15 protein-coding genes are annotated in these 14,892 nt (G+C 61.3%); 3 read left to right on the top strand and 12 right to left on the bottom strand.

Translation table 11 applies throughout. The annotated features are described in order from the left end of the window. Positions 1-212: 212 nt before the first annotated feature. From CRO06_RS05065 to rfaH, 3 genes are all read right to left on the bottom strand, one after another. Complete coding sequence (locus tag CRO06_RS05065) at positions 213-512, bottom strand: type II toxin-antitoxin system RelE/ParE family toxin (protein ID WP_097057888.1); 300 nt, start codon at positions 510-512, stop codon at positions 213-215. Continuing rightward, positions 466-750 carry a type II toxin-antitoxin system ParD family antitoxin gene (locus tag CRO06_RS05060; protein WP_051015456.1) on the bottom strand — a complete coding sequence of 95 codons (285 nt, stop codon included), beginning with the start codon at positions 748-750 and terminating at the stop codon, positions 466-468. Before CRO06_RS05060 ends, CRO06_RS05065 begins: the two co-directional genes overlap by 47 nt. 197 nt (positions 751-947) lie before the next feature. After that, positions 948-1,472 carry a transcription/translation regulatory transformer protein RfaH gene (gene rfaH / locus CRO06_RS05055; RefSeq protein WP_179746475.1) on the bottom strand — a complete coding sequence of 175 codons (525 nt, stop codon included), beginning with the start codon at positions 1,470-1,472 and terminating at the stop codon, positions 948-950. A 686-nt stretch (positions 1,473-2,158) separates the two neighbouring features. Here rfaH and cysC point away from each other — a divergent pair. Further along, the gene (gene cysC, locus CRO06_RS05050) at positions 2,159-2,776 is read left to right on the top strand and encodes an adenylyl-sulfate kinase (RefSeq protein WP_097057886.1); all 618 of its coding nucleotides are present in this window, start codon (positions 2,159-2,161) and stop codon (positions 2,774-2,776) included. Between the two features lie 158 nt (positions 2,777-2,934). Here cysC and CRO06_RS05045 read toward each other — a convergent pair whose 3' ends face one another. The 9 genes from CRO06_RS05045 to CRO06_RS05005 form a co-directional block, all read right to left on the bottom strand. Next, on the bottom strand, positions 2,935-4,707 hold the full coding sequence (locus CRO06_RS05045) for an SLC13 family permease (protein ID WP_097057885.1): 1,773 nt from the start codon (positions 4,705-4,707) through the stop codon (positions 2,935-2,937). Positions 4,708-4,943: 236 nt separating this feature from the next. Beyond that, positions 4,944-7,151, bottom strand: coding sequence for a polysaccharide biosynthesis tyrosine autokinase (locus CRO06_RS05040; RefSeq protein ID WP_097057884.1), 2,208 nt, complete (start codon positions 7,149-7,151; stop codon positions 4,944-4,946). Between the two features lie 22 nt (positions 7,152-7,173). Further along, the gene (locus CRO06_RS05035) at positions 7,174-7,602 is read right to left on the bottom strand and encodes a low molecular weight protein-tyrosine-phosphatase (protein ID WP_097057883.1); all 429 of its coding nucleotides are present in this window, start codon (positions 7,600-7,602) and stop codon (positions 7,174-7,176) included. Further along, complete coding sequence (locus CRO06_RS05030; protein ID WP_097057882.1) at positions 7,602-8,735, bottom strand: polysaccharide export protein; 1,134 nt, start codon at positions 8,733-8,735, stop codon at positions 7,602-7,604. Before CRO06_RS05030 ends, CRO06_RS05035 begins: the two co-directional genes overlap by 1 nt. 18 nt (positions 8,736-8,753) lie before the next feature. Beyond that, positions 8,754-10,253: a capsule assembly Wzi family protein gene (locus tag CRO06_RS05025; protein ID WP_097057881.1), complete on the bottom strand. Its 1,500-nt coding sequence runs from the start codon at positions 10,251-10,253 to the stop codon at positions 8,754-8,756. 397 nt (positions 10,254-10,650) lie between these two features. Next, positions 10,651-11,058: a DUF1330 domain-containing protein gene (locus tag CRO06_RS05020; protein WP_022997549.1), complete on the bottom strand. Its 408-nt coding sequence runs from the start codon at positions 11,056-11,058 to the stop codon at positions 10,651-10,653. A gap of 143 nt (positions 11,059-11,201) precedes the next feature. After that, positions 11,202-11,813 (bottom strand): YigZ family protein, encoded by a 612-nt coding sequence (locus CRO06_RS05015; protein WP_055100589.1) that lies wholly within the window; start codon positions 11,811-11,813, stop codon positions 11,202-11,204. A gap of 172 nt (positions 11,814-11,985) precedes the next feature. Next, entirely contained in the window at positions 11,986-12,960 is a 975-nt protein-coding gene (locus CRO06_RS05010) for a quinone oxidoreductase family protein (RefSeq protein WP_097057880.1), read from the bottom strand. A gap of 241 nt (positions 12,961-13,201) precedes the next feature. Continuing rightward, a complete protein-coding gene (locus tag CRO06_RS05005) occupies positions 13,202-13,978 on the bottom strand; it encodes an AraC family transcriptional regulator (RefSeq protein ID WP_097057879.1) in 777 nt (258 codons plus the stop codon). Between the two features lie 111 nt (positions 13,979-14,089). Between CRO06_RS05005 and CRO06_RS05000 the strand changes: the two genes are divergently transcribed. Both CRO06_RS05000 and CRO06_RS04995 read left to right on the top strand, forming a co-directional pair. After that, positions 14,090-14,353: a hypothetical protein gene (locus tag CRO06_RS05000; RefSeq protein ID WP_026948904.1), complete on the top strand. Its 264-nt coding sequence runs from the start codon at positions 14,090-14,092 to the stop codon at positions 14,351-14,353. After that, positions 14,350-14,748 carry a GntR family transcriptional regulator gene (locus tag CRO06_RS04995; protein ID WP_026948905.1) on the top strand — a complete coding sequence of 133 codons (399 nt, stop codon included), beginning with the start codon at positions 14,350-14,352 and terminating at the stop codon, positions 14,746-14,748. The genes CRO06_RS05000 and CRO06_RS04995 overlap by 4 nt, the downstream gene beginning before the upstream one ends. Positions 14,749-14,892 lie beyond the last annotated feature (144 nt).

Below are 14,892 nucleotides of genomic sequence, written 5' to 3'. Positions count from 1 at the left end.
GGTTCCCCCCTTCCTTGGTGTTTCTTTTTTTATGTTCTTTTGTCCGTTCTCCCTGTTGGGGAGAACGGATTCGCTTGCGAGCAAGCTTCCCACAGGGGGCTTCGAAGCCGCTGTGGGAAGCGGCCTTGGCCGCGAATACGGCGTTCGGCGTCCGCCTACTTCGCTGGCAAGCCCGCTCCCACAGCGGCGATGTAGAGGGCCAGCAGGAAATGCTAGAAGTGCTCTTCTATATCCATGCGTTTGTGGGGAATGCCGATGATGTCGATTCCCCACTCATTGATTACATAGAAGATTAAATGGCTTCCTTGAGGATAACAGTGGTAGCCCTTCTTGATATCCTGTCGATGACGCCCCCGCGCCGGATTTTCCGCAAGCCATACAAAACGTTGTTCCATGTTCCGCATGTATACATCGCGCTGCGCCCGGCCCCAATTGGCTGCTGTATATCGGGCAATAGCAATGAGGTCATCCCTGGCCCGGAGTGTTACCCGATATCGAGTGCTGTTTGGCATCATCCTGATCCCTGATCAGCTCATCCATGCTGAAGTTGTCAACGTATTCACCACGAGCCGCCTGCGCTTCGCCTTCCAAGAGATGAGCGCGCAAAGTCGCCAATTTTGTCTGGCGCATTTCCAGAGTACGTAACCCGTCCCGGATCACTTCACTGACGGATCCGTACCGACCGCTAGCGACCTCTTCTTTAACAAAGCGCTCCCAATGGGAGCCCAAGGTCAAACTTGTCGTAGCCATGGCTGACTCCTATTCATATTGAGCAGTTATGAATATAGCGCGAATTCGGGTACGCCGTGAAGCTGCTATTCACCCTCTCCAGGCACGCTACCGCCACAGGGTTTACCGTCGGTTCCCTGAGAACGGGTGGGCAGTGTTGGCCCGGTTGCATTGTATGGCCGCCGATCCGGTTGGCCATTCCCCATTTGGGGGATGGTCTAATGGCGGCTGACGTCCTTGATGGACAGGGTTAACTGGTGCTGCTTGTGCAGCATGCCCATCAAAACAATTACTCTTTCCTGGCCATCAAAGCGCTGAAATACCGCTTCCAGATCCTTGAACGGACCATTTTCAATGCGCAGGGTGTCGCCAGGAGCAAAGGCCTGCTCCTGGTGCTGACTTTCGGTACGGGTTTGCAGTTCTTCCACCACCTGGTCGGGCACCGGCACCGGCTGGTTGCCGAAGGTGACCAATTTTTGCACCCCACGAGTGGAGCGCACCGTGTGCCAGCCACCGGCGCGATCAAGACGGATGAACAAATAGCCGGGGAACAACGGTTCCTCACGCCGGATACGACGTCCGGCGCGCAGGCGTTCCACGGAGAGTTCCGGGAGAAAGCAGGTGAAACCCTGGTTTTCCAGGTTTTCCCGGGCCCGGTAGTTCTGGTTGGCGCGGCACTGCACCACATACCAGGCATTCTGACTGGCGGCGGTGTTCATGGCGGATGAGATGGGGTCCAACATAATTAGCCGTGGCCTCTGGAGGCGGGCCGGCATGGCGTGGCGGCCCATGGCTGTCGCCGGGCGTCCCAAATTGCTTGCCTGCTCATGCCGATCGCATCCTTACGTCTTCACTGATTACGAACTACTCGGCCTGGCCCACGACCATTCCAATCGCGCCAGCCGCTCCGCACTGTACTGAGATCCCCCTGACCCTGGATATTGAGCGGATACCGGTTTGTGAAGTTTTTACACCCCTGTAACACTTCATCGGAGAGCGACACTTCACCGGTTTCTATTATTTGCAGCCACCGCCCGGGCACGATACTACCGATACCCCAGTACGTTCACAATATTGTCAGCTGGCGATTCTGGTAGTCTTTTGTGACCCTTTCCTGACAATACCGATTTCCGTAAAAGTGTTGCCGCTTCAAGGGGTTGAGTTGGACGATGGTGCTCTTTTCAGCTAATCCTAAAGAATTAAGGAAAAATGTTAGGCAATGCTTTTTTATTATCTTCAGTCGTTATTTTTTATATGGGATCGGTAGGCCTTCGCCAGCAGGCTGGCTCCCACAGCGGCGCCGTGGATCCCTGTGGGAGCCAGCCTGCTGGCGACGGCTTAAGCAAAGAACCAATAGATATTGAACCCCCCGGCCAAAGCCCTACCATAGCGGGCTGCCAGCAGGCATTCATCATCAATGGAGGATTCAATGAGCGACAGCCCTTATCAGAAGCGTGAGCACGACGCCAAGGCCGAGGTGATCTGGCACCAGTCCAATCTGACCAAGGCCGATCGGGCCAAGGCCAAGGGCCAGACCCCCAAGTGCATCTGGCTGACCGGCTTGTCCGGTTCCGGCAAATCCACTCTGGCCAACGCTCTGGAAGTGGCTCTGACTCAGCAAGGCAAGCACACCTATCTGCTGGACGGGGACAATGTGCGCCATGGCCTGAACAAGAACCTGGGCATGAGCGACGAGGACCGCACCGAGAACATCCGCCGTGTCTCCGAAGTGGCCAAGCTGATGGTGGACGCCGGCCTGGTGGTGGTGACCGCGTTCATCAGCCCGTTCCGCGCCGACCGCGATGCCGCCCGCGAGCTGTTCGAGGACGGCGAGTTCGTGGAGGTGTTCGTGGACGCGCCGCTGGAAGAATGCGAGAAGCGTGACCCGAAAGGGCTGTACCAGAAAGCGCGCCAGGGCATCATCAAGGAATTCACCGGTATCGACAGTCCGTATGAGGCACCGGAGAAGCCCGAGGTGGTAATCAACACCGCGGAGAATGATATCGAGACCTGTGTGAAGCAGTTGATTGAAGGGATTGGGGTTTAAGACATTCGCCTGCAGGCAGGCTCCCACAGCGGCGGTGTAGAAAGTCTGTGGGAGTCAGCCTTGCTGGGGGTTAAGACATTCGCTTGCAGGCAAGCTCCTACAGCGGCTTCGTAGTTATGCTTGTCGTGTGGGAGCTTGCCTGCAAGCGAATGTTCTTCTCAGAACGGCCAGACCAGCGGGATCAGCGTGATGGATACCGCCCCCGCCAGCAGGCTCATGGGCACGCCGATGCGCAGGTAGTCGGTGAAGCGGTAACCGCCCGGCCCCATGACCATGAGATTGGTCTGATAACCCAGCGGCGTCATGAAGCTCGCCGAGGCAGCAAACATCACCGCGACGATGAACGGCGTCGGGCTCACCCCCAACTGCTCCGCCACCCCCAACGCCAGCGGAAACACCAGCACCGCAGCGGCGTTATTGGTGATCAGCTCGGTGAATAGCGCCGTGATCACATAGATCAACACCAACGCCATCCACGGCGAGGTGATATGGGCGCGGAACAGGCCGTCCACGATCCAGCCCGCCGCCCCGCTCTCTTCCAGCGCCGTGCCCAGGGCAAAGGACGCTCCAATCACCACCAGCACCGGCAGGTTCACACTCACATTCATACGGGCGCGGTTGACGGTGACACAGCGGGTCATCAGCAGCAGACCGGCGGCCAGAAACGCCGCTTCCAGTACCGAGAACCAGCCCAGCACGTTCATCAGGATCATCAGCCCGAGAATACCGGTGGCCAGCGGCGCCTTGCGAAAATCCGGCGGCGTGGAATCCCGCAGCGGACTGACCAGCATGAAGTCGCGGCGATAGCGGTACTGCTCGATAAAGCTTTCGCCGGTGTCCAGCAGCAGCGTGTCGCCCACCTTGAGCACCCTTTCCCCCACCTTGCCGGGCAGGCGCAGGCCGTGGCGGCTGATGCTGAGAATGGCGGCCTGGTAACGGGTACGGAACGCCGCGTCCTTGACGGTCTGGTTGACGCCGGGGAATTCCGGGCCGATCACCACTTCCACCAGACAGCGCTGATGGGTGTTGAGGTTCAGTTTGTGCACGGCGCCGTGGGCTGGCACCAGACCGTTGATGCGCTGCAGTTCCCGGGCGGTCTCCGGAGCGCCGATAAAGGCCAACTGATCGCCGGTTTGCAGCTGCATGTCCGGGCCCACCGCGGTATAGAGATGGCCATCGCGCTGGATCTCGGTGAGATAACCGTGGGTGAGATTGCGCAGGCCGGCTTCCTGGATGGTCTTGTTGTGCAGCGGGCTGCCTTCGGGGATGCGCATTTCCACGTGGTATTCGCGGGCGTTCTCCAGTTGTTCCACCAGCCCTTCCCGGCTGGGCAGCAAGCGCCGCCCGAACAACAGCAGGAACACGGAGCCGATCACCAGCAGCGGCAAGCCCACCCAGGTGAGATCGAAAATATGAAACCCGGGCAGCCCTTTTTGCTGCACCAGGCCGTCCACCACCAGGTTGGTGCTGGTGCCGATCAGGGTGCAGGTGCCACCGAGAATGGCGGCGTAGCTGAGCGGCATCAGCAGCTTGGAGGCGGACAAACGCAGACGTTGGGCCCATTCCTGCACCGCCGGGATCATCATCGCCACCACCGTGGTGTTGTTAAGGAAAGCACTGAGCAAGGCGGTGGGCGCGATCAGACGCAGCTGGCTGCCGAAGGCGGTTTTGGGCTGGCCGAGCAGCTTGTGGGCCACCCAATAGATGGCGCCGGTATCCCGCAGCGCGGCGGCCACGATGTACAGCACGCCGACGGTCATCAACCCCGGGTTGGCGAACCCGGCAAGAGCCTGTTGCGGGGTGATGATGCCGGTGACCAGGACAATCACCATGGCCCCCATCATGGTCACTTCCGCCGGTACCCGGTTACTGGCCAGGGCAATCAGTACACCCAGAACAATCAGCAGTGTGAACAGGATTTCCGGAGTCATTGGTCAGCGAGCGCCCGTGGTCAGGTAGCGGATTACCTTGAAACCATCCATGGTAGCGGCTCGCATATTCCATTCAATGATTGATTGGCTATGGGCATATAGCGTTTGGGTCTGTTAAGAGAGTTCGCCAGCAGGCTGGCTCCCACAGCAGCTTCGTAGCACAAACTGTGGGACCAGTCCCCACAGCGGCTTCGTAGCGCAAATTGTGGGAGCCAGCCTGCTGGCGAATTCTCTTTTCAGCTCTTATCGCTACTGTACTTATAGTAGCTGTAATAACCGTACTCGTTGGAAGCACGGCGTTCGATACAGTTGAGGATGGCCCCCTTGATGGTGACCTTGTTCTGCTCGAAGCGATTGATGGTGACGTCAATTTCCTTCACCGAGTTCTGGCCGTAGCGGGCCACGATCAGGCTGGTGCCGGCCATCTGACCGACGATGGCGGCGTCGGTTACCGCCAGGATCGGCGGTGTATCCACCAGCACCAGATCGAATTGCTCGGAGAGCTTGTCCATCAGCTCGCCGAAGCGTTTGTGCATCAGCAGTTCCGCCGGATTCGGTGGAATCTGGCCACGGGAAATGAAGGACAGGTTTGCTTCCTTGGTTTGCACCAGTACCTGATCCAGGTCCACTTGCCCGGAAAGGAACGCCGACAATCCGGTATGGCCGTCATTCTCGAAATAGCGGTGCAGGTGCCCGCGCATATCGGCGTCCACCACCACCACGCGCTGCCCCACCTGTGCCAGCACCGCCGCCAGGTTGGCGGTGACGAAGGACTTACCCACCCCCGGGCTGGGGCCGGAGATCATCAGCACCTTGTTGTCCGCTTCCATCATGGCGAAATGCAGGCTGGTGCGCAGGCTGCGCAGCGCTTCGATGGCCAGATCGCCCGGATCCTTTTCCGCCAGCAGGGAAATCGGCTCGTGTTTACCCTTTTTACGACGGCGCAACGCCGCCATCACCCGGTCCAGTTTCTGCTGATGTTCGGACAACGGCACCGCCGCGTAAACCGAAATACCCTGCTCTTCCAATTGGTCCGGAGTTTCCACGCCGCGATTGAAGGCGGCGCGAACCAGTACATAACCCACCGACATCATCAAGCCCAGCACACCAGCCAGGGCGGCGATCAGGCCTTTTTTGGGCTTCACCGGCTCCGGCTGCACCAAGGCATTGTCGATAACACGCACATTACCCACGGTACTGGCCCGCATGATGCGCAGCTCCTGCACCTTGTTCAGCAGCGCCACATAGATTTCCTGGTTGACCTCCACGTCGCGCATCAGCCGCAGAATTTCCTGTTGGGTTTCCGGCAGTTGATTAATTTGTTTGTTGATTTCCGCCTTTTCGTTTTCCAGGGAACGGCGCTGCTGCAGCAGGGTCCGGTAAGCTGGGTGTTCACGGGTAAAACGGGCGGAGACTTCGCTTTCCTTGATTTTCAGTTCGTTGAGCTTGGCTTCGATGGCCACCAGCCGCTCCAGCACGGACTGGGTTTCCAGGCTCAGGTCCACGGACTCGCTCTTGAGGCGGTAAGCGTTGAGCTTTTCTTCCGCGCTGGTCAGCGTGCTCTTGATTTCCGGCAGCTGCTGGTCCAGGAATTCCAGGCTCTTTTCCGCCTCCTCGGCGGTGCGCTGAATATTCTGCAGCACATAGTTATCGGCGATGGCGTTGAGCACGGCCCGGATGCGAGCTTTATTGGTACCGGTGTAGCTCATACTAATGATACCGGTCTGTTTGCCCACCTCGCTCACACCCAGATTAGCGCGAATCCCATTGACCACCGTGAGCTTGGAGTATTTGATCAGAAGGAGCTCTTCGTTACCTGGCTGCCATTCGCCCAGCTCCAGATGGATGCCGCCGTCCTCGCTGCGCAGGGGTTGATCCGCTGGGCCCTTGGCTACTAATTCTTCATCATAATAAAGCGCCGGCTGGCCGTCCTCGGACTTCAAGGTGAAGGGCTCGTCCAGCAAGCGGTCCGGCACATTGAAGTGGTTCACGGTGACGTAGGTTTGGCTGTCCCGGAAACCGGCGAACAGCGGCACCTGGGTCCCTTCCGGTGCTGGCTCCGGTGCGCTAAAAGCACCGATCAACGGCAATCGGTCTGGTGCAACACCGATATCCATGTGCAACTGATCCACCACCTGCCCTAGTACCATACGGGAGCGGATCAGTTGGATTTCCGCTTCGGAAGATGAGTCTTGTGTCAGCAACTCAGTGAGCTCACCAAACCCCGCCATACCACCGCTTTTGGGTTCTACCTGAAGCAGGCCATCCGCCTTGTAGATCGGCGTGGCGACCACTCCGTAGGCCAGCCCCAACAGTAACGCCAACACCGTGGTGCCGATGACCAGCCAGCGGGCGTCCATTAACAGGCCCCACAGGCGGCGCAGGTCGATTTCGTCGTTGATCACGTTGAGGCGGCCGGAATTATTGGTTTGCGGGCTGCTCATAGGGAAAGATCGTTCCTTTTGATCAAAGTTTGCCGGCCCAGGCCTCGGTGGCCTGCCGCAGCATGGGGTAGATGCGTTCGAACACTTCCCGCCCGCGGCGGAAAGGGTCGGGAATATCGTGGCCGCCGTTCCAATGGCTCAACAGGAAGGTCTTGCCGCTGGCCTCGGGAAACTGGCTGATAATGCGATCTCGCTGACGGGTCTCCATCACCAGAATCAGGTCGGTGTCACGACACAGAGCGCTGGTCAGCTTGCGGCCGCTGTGCTCGCCGCATTCCAAGCCGTTGGCCCGGGCCACGTCCCGGGCCATCGGGTCCATATCGTGCCCTTCGAGGCCCACCAGGCCGGCGGAGCTGACTGCCTTTTCCGGTTTCAGCTCACGTAATAACGCCGCCACGGTGGGGCTGCGACAGATATTGCCGTCACAAACGACCAGGATGTTCTCAAACATCAGTCGTCCCGATCCCTCAGCCGGTCTTCGGCCAAGGCCCCGTAGTAAATCATTTGAACGGTTGGCAGGATGTTCTGGATCACCCGATTCCAACGGGCCACCGGCGCCGCCGTAATATAGACAATATCGCGGGATTGCAGATTGAATGCATCCGCCATCACCAGGGCCGTCGCATCCTTGGCGTTCAATTGGTAGACGTCAACCAGATGCTCGGCTCCGGGCTGAGCACGACGCACCACGAAGACGCCGGAGGCGTCCGCGCTCTGCTGATTGAAGCCGCCCACGGTGGACAGAGCTTCCGCCAGGGTCAGCCCATTGCGGGTCATGGGTACCGGTTTCGGTTCCTTCACCTCACCCAGCACGAACACCTTGTTATCTTCGTTGCGGGCCACATGCACCACATCACCGGGGCGCATCAGCACGTTATGGGCCGGGTTGCCTTGCTGGTACACCGCTCTCAGGCTCAAACGATAATCAGCACCGTCCCGGCTCAGATCCACATCGGTCCAATCCGCTTTTTCGCCCAGGCCGCCAGCGGCGTTCACCGCGTCCAACAAACGCATGGGCACGTTGGTGATGGGGTAAGCCCCCGGCTGCTTAACCTCGCCGGTGACATAAACCTTCTGACTGCGGAACGCCGCCACGGTGACGTCCACTTGCGGGTCTTCGATATACTGGGAAATGCGGCTTGTGATCAGATCACGGATTTCGGTGACTTTCAGACCGTTGACGTCGACTTTGCCCACATAGGGATAAAAGATGGTGCCGTCATTGTGCACCCAGTTACCTGCTTCGGAAGGGCTACGCATGGAACCGGCGGGAATGGTCAGTTCCGGATGGTCCCAAACGGTGATTTGCAGTACGTCACCGGGGCCCACCCGGTAGTCATAGTCTTCCGGCTCCCGCAGCAGTTCTTCCGGGGGCATCAGGGGCCCTTCCTGTCCCGTCCGCCGCAGGATGGCGGTGCTGATTTGATGTATTTCCACCACGTCGGGCAGCGCCTCGGCTTCCACGCCGTCGTCTTCGCTGAACCAGCCCGGCGCATTGGAAATGTGCGCGCCCGGCGCGAAGGCACAACCGCCCAGCACTCCCAGCAGGGCAAAGATCGGCAGGGACTTGATAGTTGTCGTCATAGTCACCGGAAAGTCCTGTTACCAGTCAAAAGTACGGCGCCATTGCGCCATGGCGGTCAGCCGTTCGCTCTCGCCTGCGAAGGTTTCCACCGGATCGTCGGTGGCGGCCAAGGCCCAGGTGAGCCGGCCACCGAGAAAATCGTGTTCCAGACGCAGCTCACCGAGGATCACATCCTGCTCATCCACGGCCTGGAGGATTTCGGCGCCGTCCGGGTGCACCTGCGCCCGTTTTCCGCCATCCACGTTGAGGGTGGCGCTGCTGAGGGCCGCGGTGAACACCACGCCACTGCGGAAGAACTGCTGTACGCCCAGGGTCGCTACCTTGGCGTCGCTTTCCCAAGTGCTGGCCAGGTTGCGTCCATAATATCGGAAGCCGCTGGTATATCTTGAATGTTCGTACATCACGCCTTCACGGGCATTGCCGAACAGATCGCCGGCAACGGTGTTGGCGCCCTCAATAAAGAAGCGCTGACTGCCCTTGCCCATATGGGTGAGGAAGTCGAAGCCAAACTGGGTGGCGTACTTGGACGGCATATAGCCGGCCTCATCCTCGCCCATGGCCTGGCCATAGAAACTGGTAGGCACACCGAACAGCGGGAAGCTGGCCCGGAAGTCAAAGCCAGCGAGTTGGTTACTGGGGTCCTCGCCTTCGTCAAAGCCCGAGGTTTGGCCGTTGTCCTTGCCGATGATGGCGTCGCCCAGAGAACTCCAGCTCTCGGAGGCGCCTTCCCCACCCCATTGGAATAAACGGGTGAAGCCAATTTGCAGGAAGGAGGCCGGGCGCAAAGTCAGGCGGCCACCCAGCAATTTGGCATCGGGGATGCCGCGATCCTGCTCCAGTTGCCCGCCGAACATCTGCAGGTCCCAGGGGCCGATCCAGTTGAGCCAGCGGGACTGGGGTGCATAGGGGGTTTGGCGGCTGACCCAGAAACCGGCCACGGGCCGGGCATTGGACGACCACGCCAGGGAGCTGTGCCAGCCCGGCCCCCACCAGCGGTCGATGGCACCGACGCCCAGTTGCCAGTTGCCGAAACGGCCGGCCACGTAGCTGCCGTCGGCGCGCACTTCGGTCCCGTCGCGATCATTGTCGATGTATTGGGCTTCGATGTTGGCGGCCCAGCGCCGGCCGGTATAGCTGACGGCCATGCGGGCATCGGCTTCGCCCATGGGCTGGGAGCCGAAATGGGAGAACAGCGGTTCCTGGTTGGCGCCTCCCAGTGTGAGGGTGGCGGTGCGGGTCTGGCCCTTGGCCTGATCCATGGCGGCGCGCAGGTAAGCGGCGTGATCAGAACCGCGGCACTCTTCCGGCATGCCGGACATGCCCACGGCAATCGCCGACCAGTTCAGCGGCCAGGTCAGGGTCAGGCCCTTGAAGCAGCCCATGGCGGACAGCGCTTCCACGTGGTGCCTGGCGCGCAGATCACCGGTTTCCACCCAGGGCGCGGCTTGCGCCCCGGACACCCATCCGACCAGCGCGACGGCGGCGCTGCCTTTTAACCACTTAGCCCAATCAACCACTGGGGATCCTTTTCCAACCCGTTTTGACACTCCTTCCGGAGCGGGATTATGACCCGGCCGTTACGTCGTGAATACGGCGGCAGGCGGCATTTTACATCGACTTTACCACCAGATGGCTACCCCAACGGCGATTCTCCGATCCTGCCCGGCCCGAGGCCCTGATCATTTCGCCATCGCCAGCCCCGGCGCGCTGTGTTCTGTTCGACAGAAATCACGGTTGGCACGGTGGCCTGCTCTAGCGCCGCAGAGCAACAGGGTCAGGACTCTCTGTTACCGGTATATGACCGCCCCCGGGGCCTGGCAAGCCAGGACGGTACCGGCGGGGAGGCTCCAGCGCAAGGGGCTTGGGCGTTTTGGCGCGCCGGCCCGGCCCCGGTTGCGAAATTGTTACAGTGCATTAACCGGACTGTTGCTTCATGGCGACCAGGCGGGCTTCTTCCAGGGCAGCGGTGCGGTGACGGGTGGCTTCCCGGTATTCCGGGTCCGCCAGCATATCGGCGAAGGCCTGGATCGAGGGGTAGCGTACCAGCAGCACTTCATCCCAGTGTTCGTCCGGCGGCGCGATCACCCCGGCCAGGGCGTCCCCGGACCAGATCAGTTTGCCGCCCACGCCTTCGACTTTGCGGAACGCCACCTCGGAATAGCGGCGGTAGGCTTCGCGGCCATCGTAGTCGGCGTCACCGCTTTTCCGATAGTGGGCCACGGCGCGGAAACGCAGCAGGTTGAGCATGACGATGGGGGTATCGGCGGGAATGCCGGCGAGGATCTCCGGCAGGCGGTCTTTGTCCGGATCAACAATGGACATGAGGCTCTCCTTTTATTATCGGAATGGGGCTTTCGAGAGTGCCTGGAGTGGAATGGTTAGCCCATGGTGAAAGGCGTCATGTGTTTGGCTTGGGGCTTCCCTGACTCTGTGGGAGCCAGCCTGCTGGCGAAGATTCCATCCCCCTACAACTTCTCGATGGCAAACCCATGCGCCGCGCAGAACGCCCGTAGATCCGCCAGGGCCAGGTCCGGCAGACTGATGCGGGCGGTCACGCCCTCGCCGTACTGGATCTCCATCAGTTCGGCTTCATGCTGGCCGCACCAATGGCGCAAGGGTTGCTCGCCGGCGAAGTCCAGGCTCACGGCCACCTCACAGGTGGGCTCCTGCTCGACCACTTCCATGGCCGCCAGCACCGCTTCCGCCGCGGCGGAATAGGCCCGCACCAGGCCGCCGGCGCCCAGCTTGACGCCACCGAAGTAGCGAATCACCACCACCATGGCATCGCCCACGCCTTTGTGCTGCAGCACGTTGAGAATCGGCCGCCCGGCGGTGCCGGAGGGCTCGCCGTCGTCATTGGCGGCCCCCTGGGCGGAGGATGGCGGCCCGATCAGCCAGGCGTAACAGTGATGGGTGGCGTCCGGGTAACGCTCACGGGCTTCCGCCAGCACCGCCTGCGCCGCCGCCCGGTTGTGGACCGGTCGCAGCCAGGCGATGAAGCGACTCTTGTTGATTTCGATCTCCCGCTCCACCGCCGCGGCGGGGACCGGATAAGGGGTGGGGGCCGGTTCCGTCATGGCGGCATTGTACGGGGTCCCGGTCTTTGTGTCCGGCCTCGGTGTTCACTCCACGCGTGAGGACGCTTTGGTGAGCCGGTTTCGCGATCATGATTTCACAAGCCCGTCTACGAAGCCGCTGTGGGAGCTTGCCCGCAAGCGAATACCTCAGCGGCTTCGTAGTGATCTGTATTTACACCTTCAATGCCACCGCGCCGCTGGTGAGGCGGTCCTCCATGTCCTGGTGCGCCTGGCCGATTTGTTCGAACGGATACACGCGCGGCGGCTCCGGTGTCAGCACGCCGCTTTTCAGGGCCTCGAAGAAGGCGGCGGCGGTGGCGTCCCGCACTTTCGGATCACGGGTGTAGTGGCCTCGCATGGGACGCACCACGGTGTTGGAGCCGCGCGCCAGCAACGACACCGGCATCGGTTCCACCGGGCCGGAGGACTGGCCGAAGTTGACCAGATGTCCCAGCGGCGCCAGGCAGTCCAGGGACTTGTAAAAGGTGTCCTTGCCGACGGAATCGTAAGCCACCGCCACGCCCTCGCCCTGGGTGATCTCCCGGACCCGCTCGACGATATCTTCCTCACGGTAGAGGATCACGTGGTCACAGCCCCGGGCGCGCACCAGTTCCGCTTTCTCCTCACTGCCGACGGTGCCGATCACCGTGGCGCCCATATGGTGCGCCCATTGCACCAGCAATTGCCCGACACCTCCGGCGGCGGATTGCACCAGGATGGTTTGGCCGGCCTGTAGCGGAAACACCTGATGCAGCAGCACGTGGGCGGTGGAGCCGCGCACCATCATCGAGGCGGCGCTGATCTCGTCCACGCCATCGGGAATCTTCACCAGGGTATCGGCGCTGATTAGCCGTTCGTCCGCGTAGGCGCCGTAGTTGCCGGAGACGTACACCACTCGCTCCCCCACCGCGAAGCCTGCCACCCCCTCACCCACCGCGGTGATCTCACCGGCGGCTTCCAGGCCGGGGATGCCGGGCAGCGGCAAGGTTTGATACAAACCGGAGCGCACATAGATGTCATGGAAATTGACACCGATGGCGGTCTGTTTGATCCGAACTTCCCCGGGACCGGGGTCGCCCACTTCCACCTCTTCCACCCGCAATACTTCCGGACCACCGGCTTCACGCATTACCAAGGCTTTCGCCATTGTTGTTCTCCCGAGTTCGAAAAGGGTTTAACGGTACGGCATTCCCCCCCGTAGGGGCTAGCCTGCTGACGAATCCCGGCCCCCGGCGTTGGCACATTCGCTTGCAGGCAAGCTCCCACAGCGGCCCTGTAGAAAGGCTGTGGGAGACCAGCCGGGCGGCGCTCCGCTTGCAAGCAAGTCTCCCACAGCGGCTTCGTAGCACAAATTGTGGGAGCCAGCCTGCTGGCGAATGGTATCGCCCCTACCCCCGCCACTTCCCTGGCGTCACGCCGAACCTGTCGCGGAAGGCGGCGATGAAGGCGCTGACGTTGTCGTAACCGAGTTCCAGGGCAACCGTGGTCACCGGGGTGTCATTGGCCAGCCGCTCCAAGGCGCGCAGCAGCCGGGCCCGTTGCCGCCATCGCTGGAAGCTGAGGCCGGTTTCCTGAGGAAAGCGTCGTGACAGGGTGCGCGCCGAGAGTCCGGCCCAACGCGCCCATTCGCTTTGGTCGCGCCGGTCCGCAGGCTCATCCAGCAGGGCGCGGGCCACTTTCAGCAGGCGTGGATCGGTGGGCATGGGCAACCCCAACGGTGCTTCCGGCAGCTCACGAATCTCGGCGGCGATGACCGCCGCCAGCGGATCCTGCTGTCGATCCCAGCTTTGCTGGCTCCAACTGGCGGCACGTTTCACCGCTTCCATCAACAGCCCGGAAACCCGCACCGTGCATGGCTCCTCCGGCAGCCCCGCGCACAGATCCTCACGCATCAGTAGCGCCCAGCCATCGAACCGGCCATGGGGGTCGATACCGTGCTCGCAGCGCGGTGGAATCCAGATCGCGTGAACCGCCGGCACCGCCCACAGGGTGGCGCCGGTCCGTACGGTCAGCAGACCATCGATGGCACCGCACAACTGGCCTTCGTCATGACTGTGCACGCCGGCCATGCGCGCCTCGCGTTCGGCGTCCCGTTTGCTCCAGACACGAGCCACCAGAGGCCCGGGAAAGGCGGGGAAAGAACCGCTGCCAGAGGTTAAAGCCATGATGGCGAGTTTCCGTTATTGAATGACCTCCATACCGTATTTCAGTCATCCGCTTCGCGCTAGTCTGTTTTCACCCTCTTGTTCCCGCCCTTCCATTGAAAGGACCTAACCATGCGAGCCAATGACATACTGCCCGACGAGCAAAGCACCCTGAATCTCGACGGCGTCACCATCCGCAAGGGGTCGGTGGGCGCGTTTCTGGCCAATGCCCGCCTGTGGCTGGACCCGGCCACGCCGGAGCCGCAACGGCGGGAAGCGGAGCGGGATCTGGCGGAATTACTGCCCGCGCTGGAGGCGCTGGGACTGTTCGACATTCTGCAGGTGCGCCAACCCAGCCTGCGCCAGTGGCTGGATGATCAACGGGAGGGGCGATGATGACGCTGGACGACTTCGAGATTCACGACATCAGCGCCTTTCCGGTGGTGCGCTTCTTCCCCGAGTCCCTGCCGGAGGGCTACGCCCTGCGCTGGGAGGAAGAGATGGATGCCCTGATTGCCCAGCCGGAACCGTTCGTGGTGCTGCTGGGTAACGCCGAGGTGGCGGAGGAGGCTCACGAGGACCGCAAGCGGCGCACGCTGTGGCTCAAGCGCAACCGGGACGCGCTGGCCCGTGCCTGCAAGGGCATGGTCGGGGTGCAGCCGAACGCCGCCAAACGGCTGGTGATGCAAACCCAGAGCGCGGCCCTGGCTGGACTGTTCAATGTGCCGCTACGGATAGTGGCCAGCGTGGAAGAAGCGGAACGGCTGGGGCGGGAGTTTTTGTCGGAGTGAGGGGCGCTGCTCGAATCGCCCTTTCGACGTTGGGACATTCGCTTGCAGGCAAGCTTGTATGGTTACCCGGCAAGTCTTAGAAAGAAGAGACTTGTCGGGGTGGAGGGACCAGGCAAGCTTCTGACCCTAGGGTACAGACTGTGG

The organism is Alloalcanivorax xenomutans (assembly GCF_900217905.1).
GTDB lineage: Bacteria > Pseudomonadota > Gammaproteobacteria > Pseudomonadales > Alcanivoracaceae > Alloalcanivorax > Alloalcanivorax xenomutans.
Note: the sequence above shows the minus strand (reverse complement) of the source record. Positions and strands in the feature narration are given on the sequence as shown.

What these genes read in the sequence shown, in the direction of transcription:
- cysC (WP_097057886.1), top strand. Translation starts at nt 2,159, where the DNA reads ATGAGCGACAGCCCTTATCAGAAGCGTGAGCACGACGCCAAGGCCGAG.
- CRO06_RS05030 (WP_097057882.1), bottom strand. Translation starts at nt 8,735, where the DNA reads ATGACGACAACTATCAAGTCCCTGCCGATCTTTGCCCTGCTGGGAGTG.
- CRO06_RS05045 (WP_097057885.1), bottom strand. Translation starts at nt 4,707, where the DNA reads ATGACTCCGGAAATCCTGTTCACACTGCTGATTGTTCTGGGTGTACTG.
- CRO06_RS05000 (WP_026948904.1), top strand. Translation starts at nt 14,090, where the DNA reads ATGCGAGCCAATGACATACTGCCCGACGAGCAAAGCACCCTGAATCTC.
- CRO06_RS05020 (WP_022997549.1), bottom strand. Translation starts at nt 11,058, where the DNA reads ATGTCCATTGTTGATCCGGACAAAGACCGCCTGCCGGAGATCCTCGCC.
- CRO06_RS05005 (WP_097057879.1), bottom strand. Translation starts at nt 13,978, where the DNA reads ATGGCTTTAACCTCTGGCAGCGGTTCTTTCCCCGCCTTTCCCGGGCCT.
- CRO06_RS05035 (WP_097057883.1), bottom strand. Translation starts at nt 7,602, where the DNA reads ATGTTTGAGAACATCCTGGTCGTTTGTGACGGCAATATCTGTCGCAGC.
- CRO06_RS05060 (WP_051015456.1), bottom strand. Translation starts at nt 750, where the DNA reads ATGGCTACGACAAGTTTGACCTTGGGCTCCCATTGGGAGCGCTTTGTT.
- CRO06_RS05065 (WP_097057888.1), bottom strand. Translation starts at nt 512, where the DNA reads ATGCCAAACAGCACTCGATATCGGGTAACACTCCGGGCCAGGGATGAC.
- CRO06_RS05015 (WP_055100589.1), bottom strand. Translation starts at nt 11,813, where the DNA reads ATGACGGAACCGGCCCCCACCCCTTATCCGGTCCCCGCCGCGGCGGTG.
- CRO06_RS05040 (WP_097057884.1), bottom strand. Translation starts at nt 7,151, where the DNA reads ATGAGCAGCCCGCAAACCAATAATTCCGGCCGCCTCAACGTGATCAAC.
- CRO06_RS04995 (WP_026948905.1), top strand. Translation starts at nt 14,350, where the DNA reads ATGATGACGCTGGACGACTTCGAGATTCACGACATCAGCGCCTTTCCG.
- rfaH (WP_179746475.1), bottom strand. Translation starts at nt 1,472, where the DNA reads ATGTTGGACCCCATCTCATCCGCCATGAACACCGCCGCCAGTCAGAAT.
- CRO06_RS05010 (WP_097057880.1), bottom strand. Translation starts at nt 12,960, where the DNA reads ATGGCGAAAGCCTTGGTAATGCGTGAAGCCGGTGGTCCGGAAGTATTG.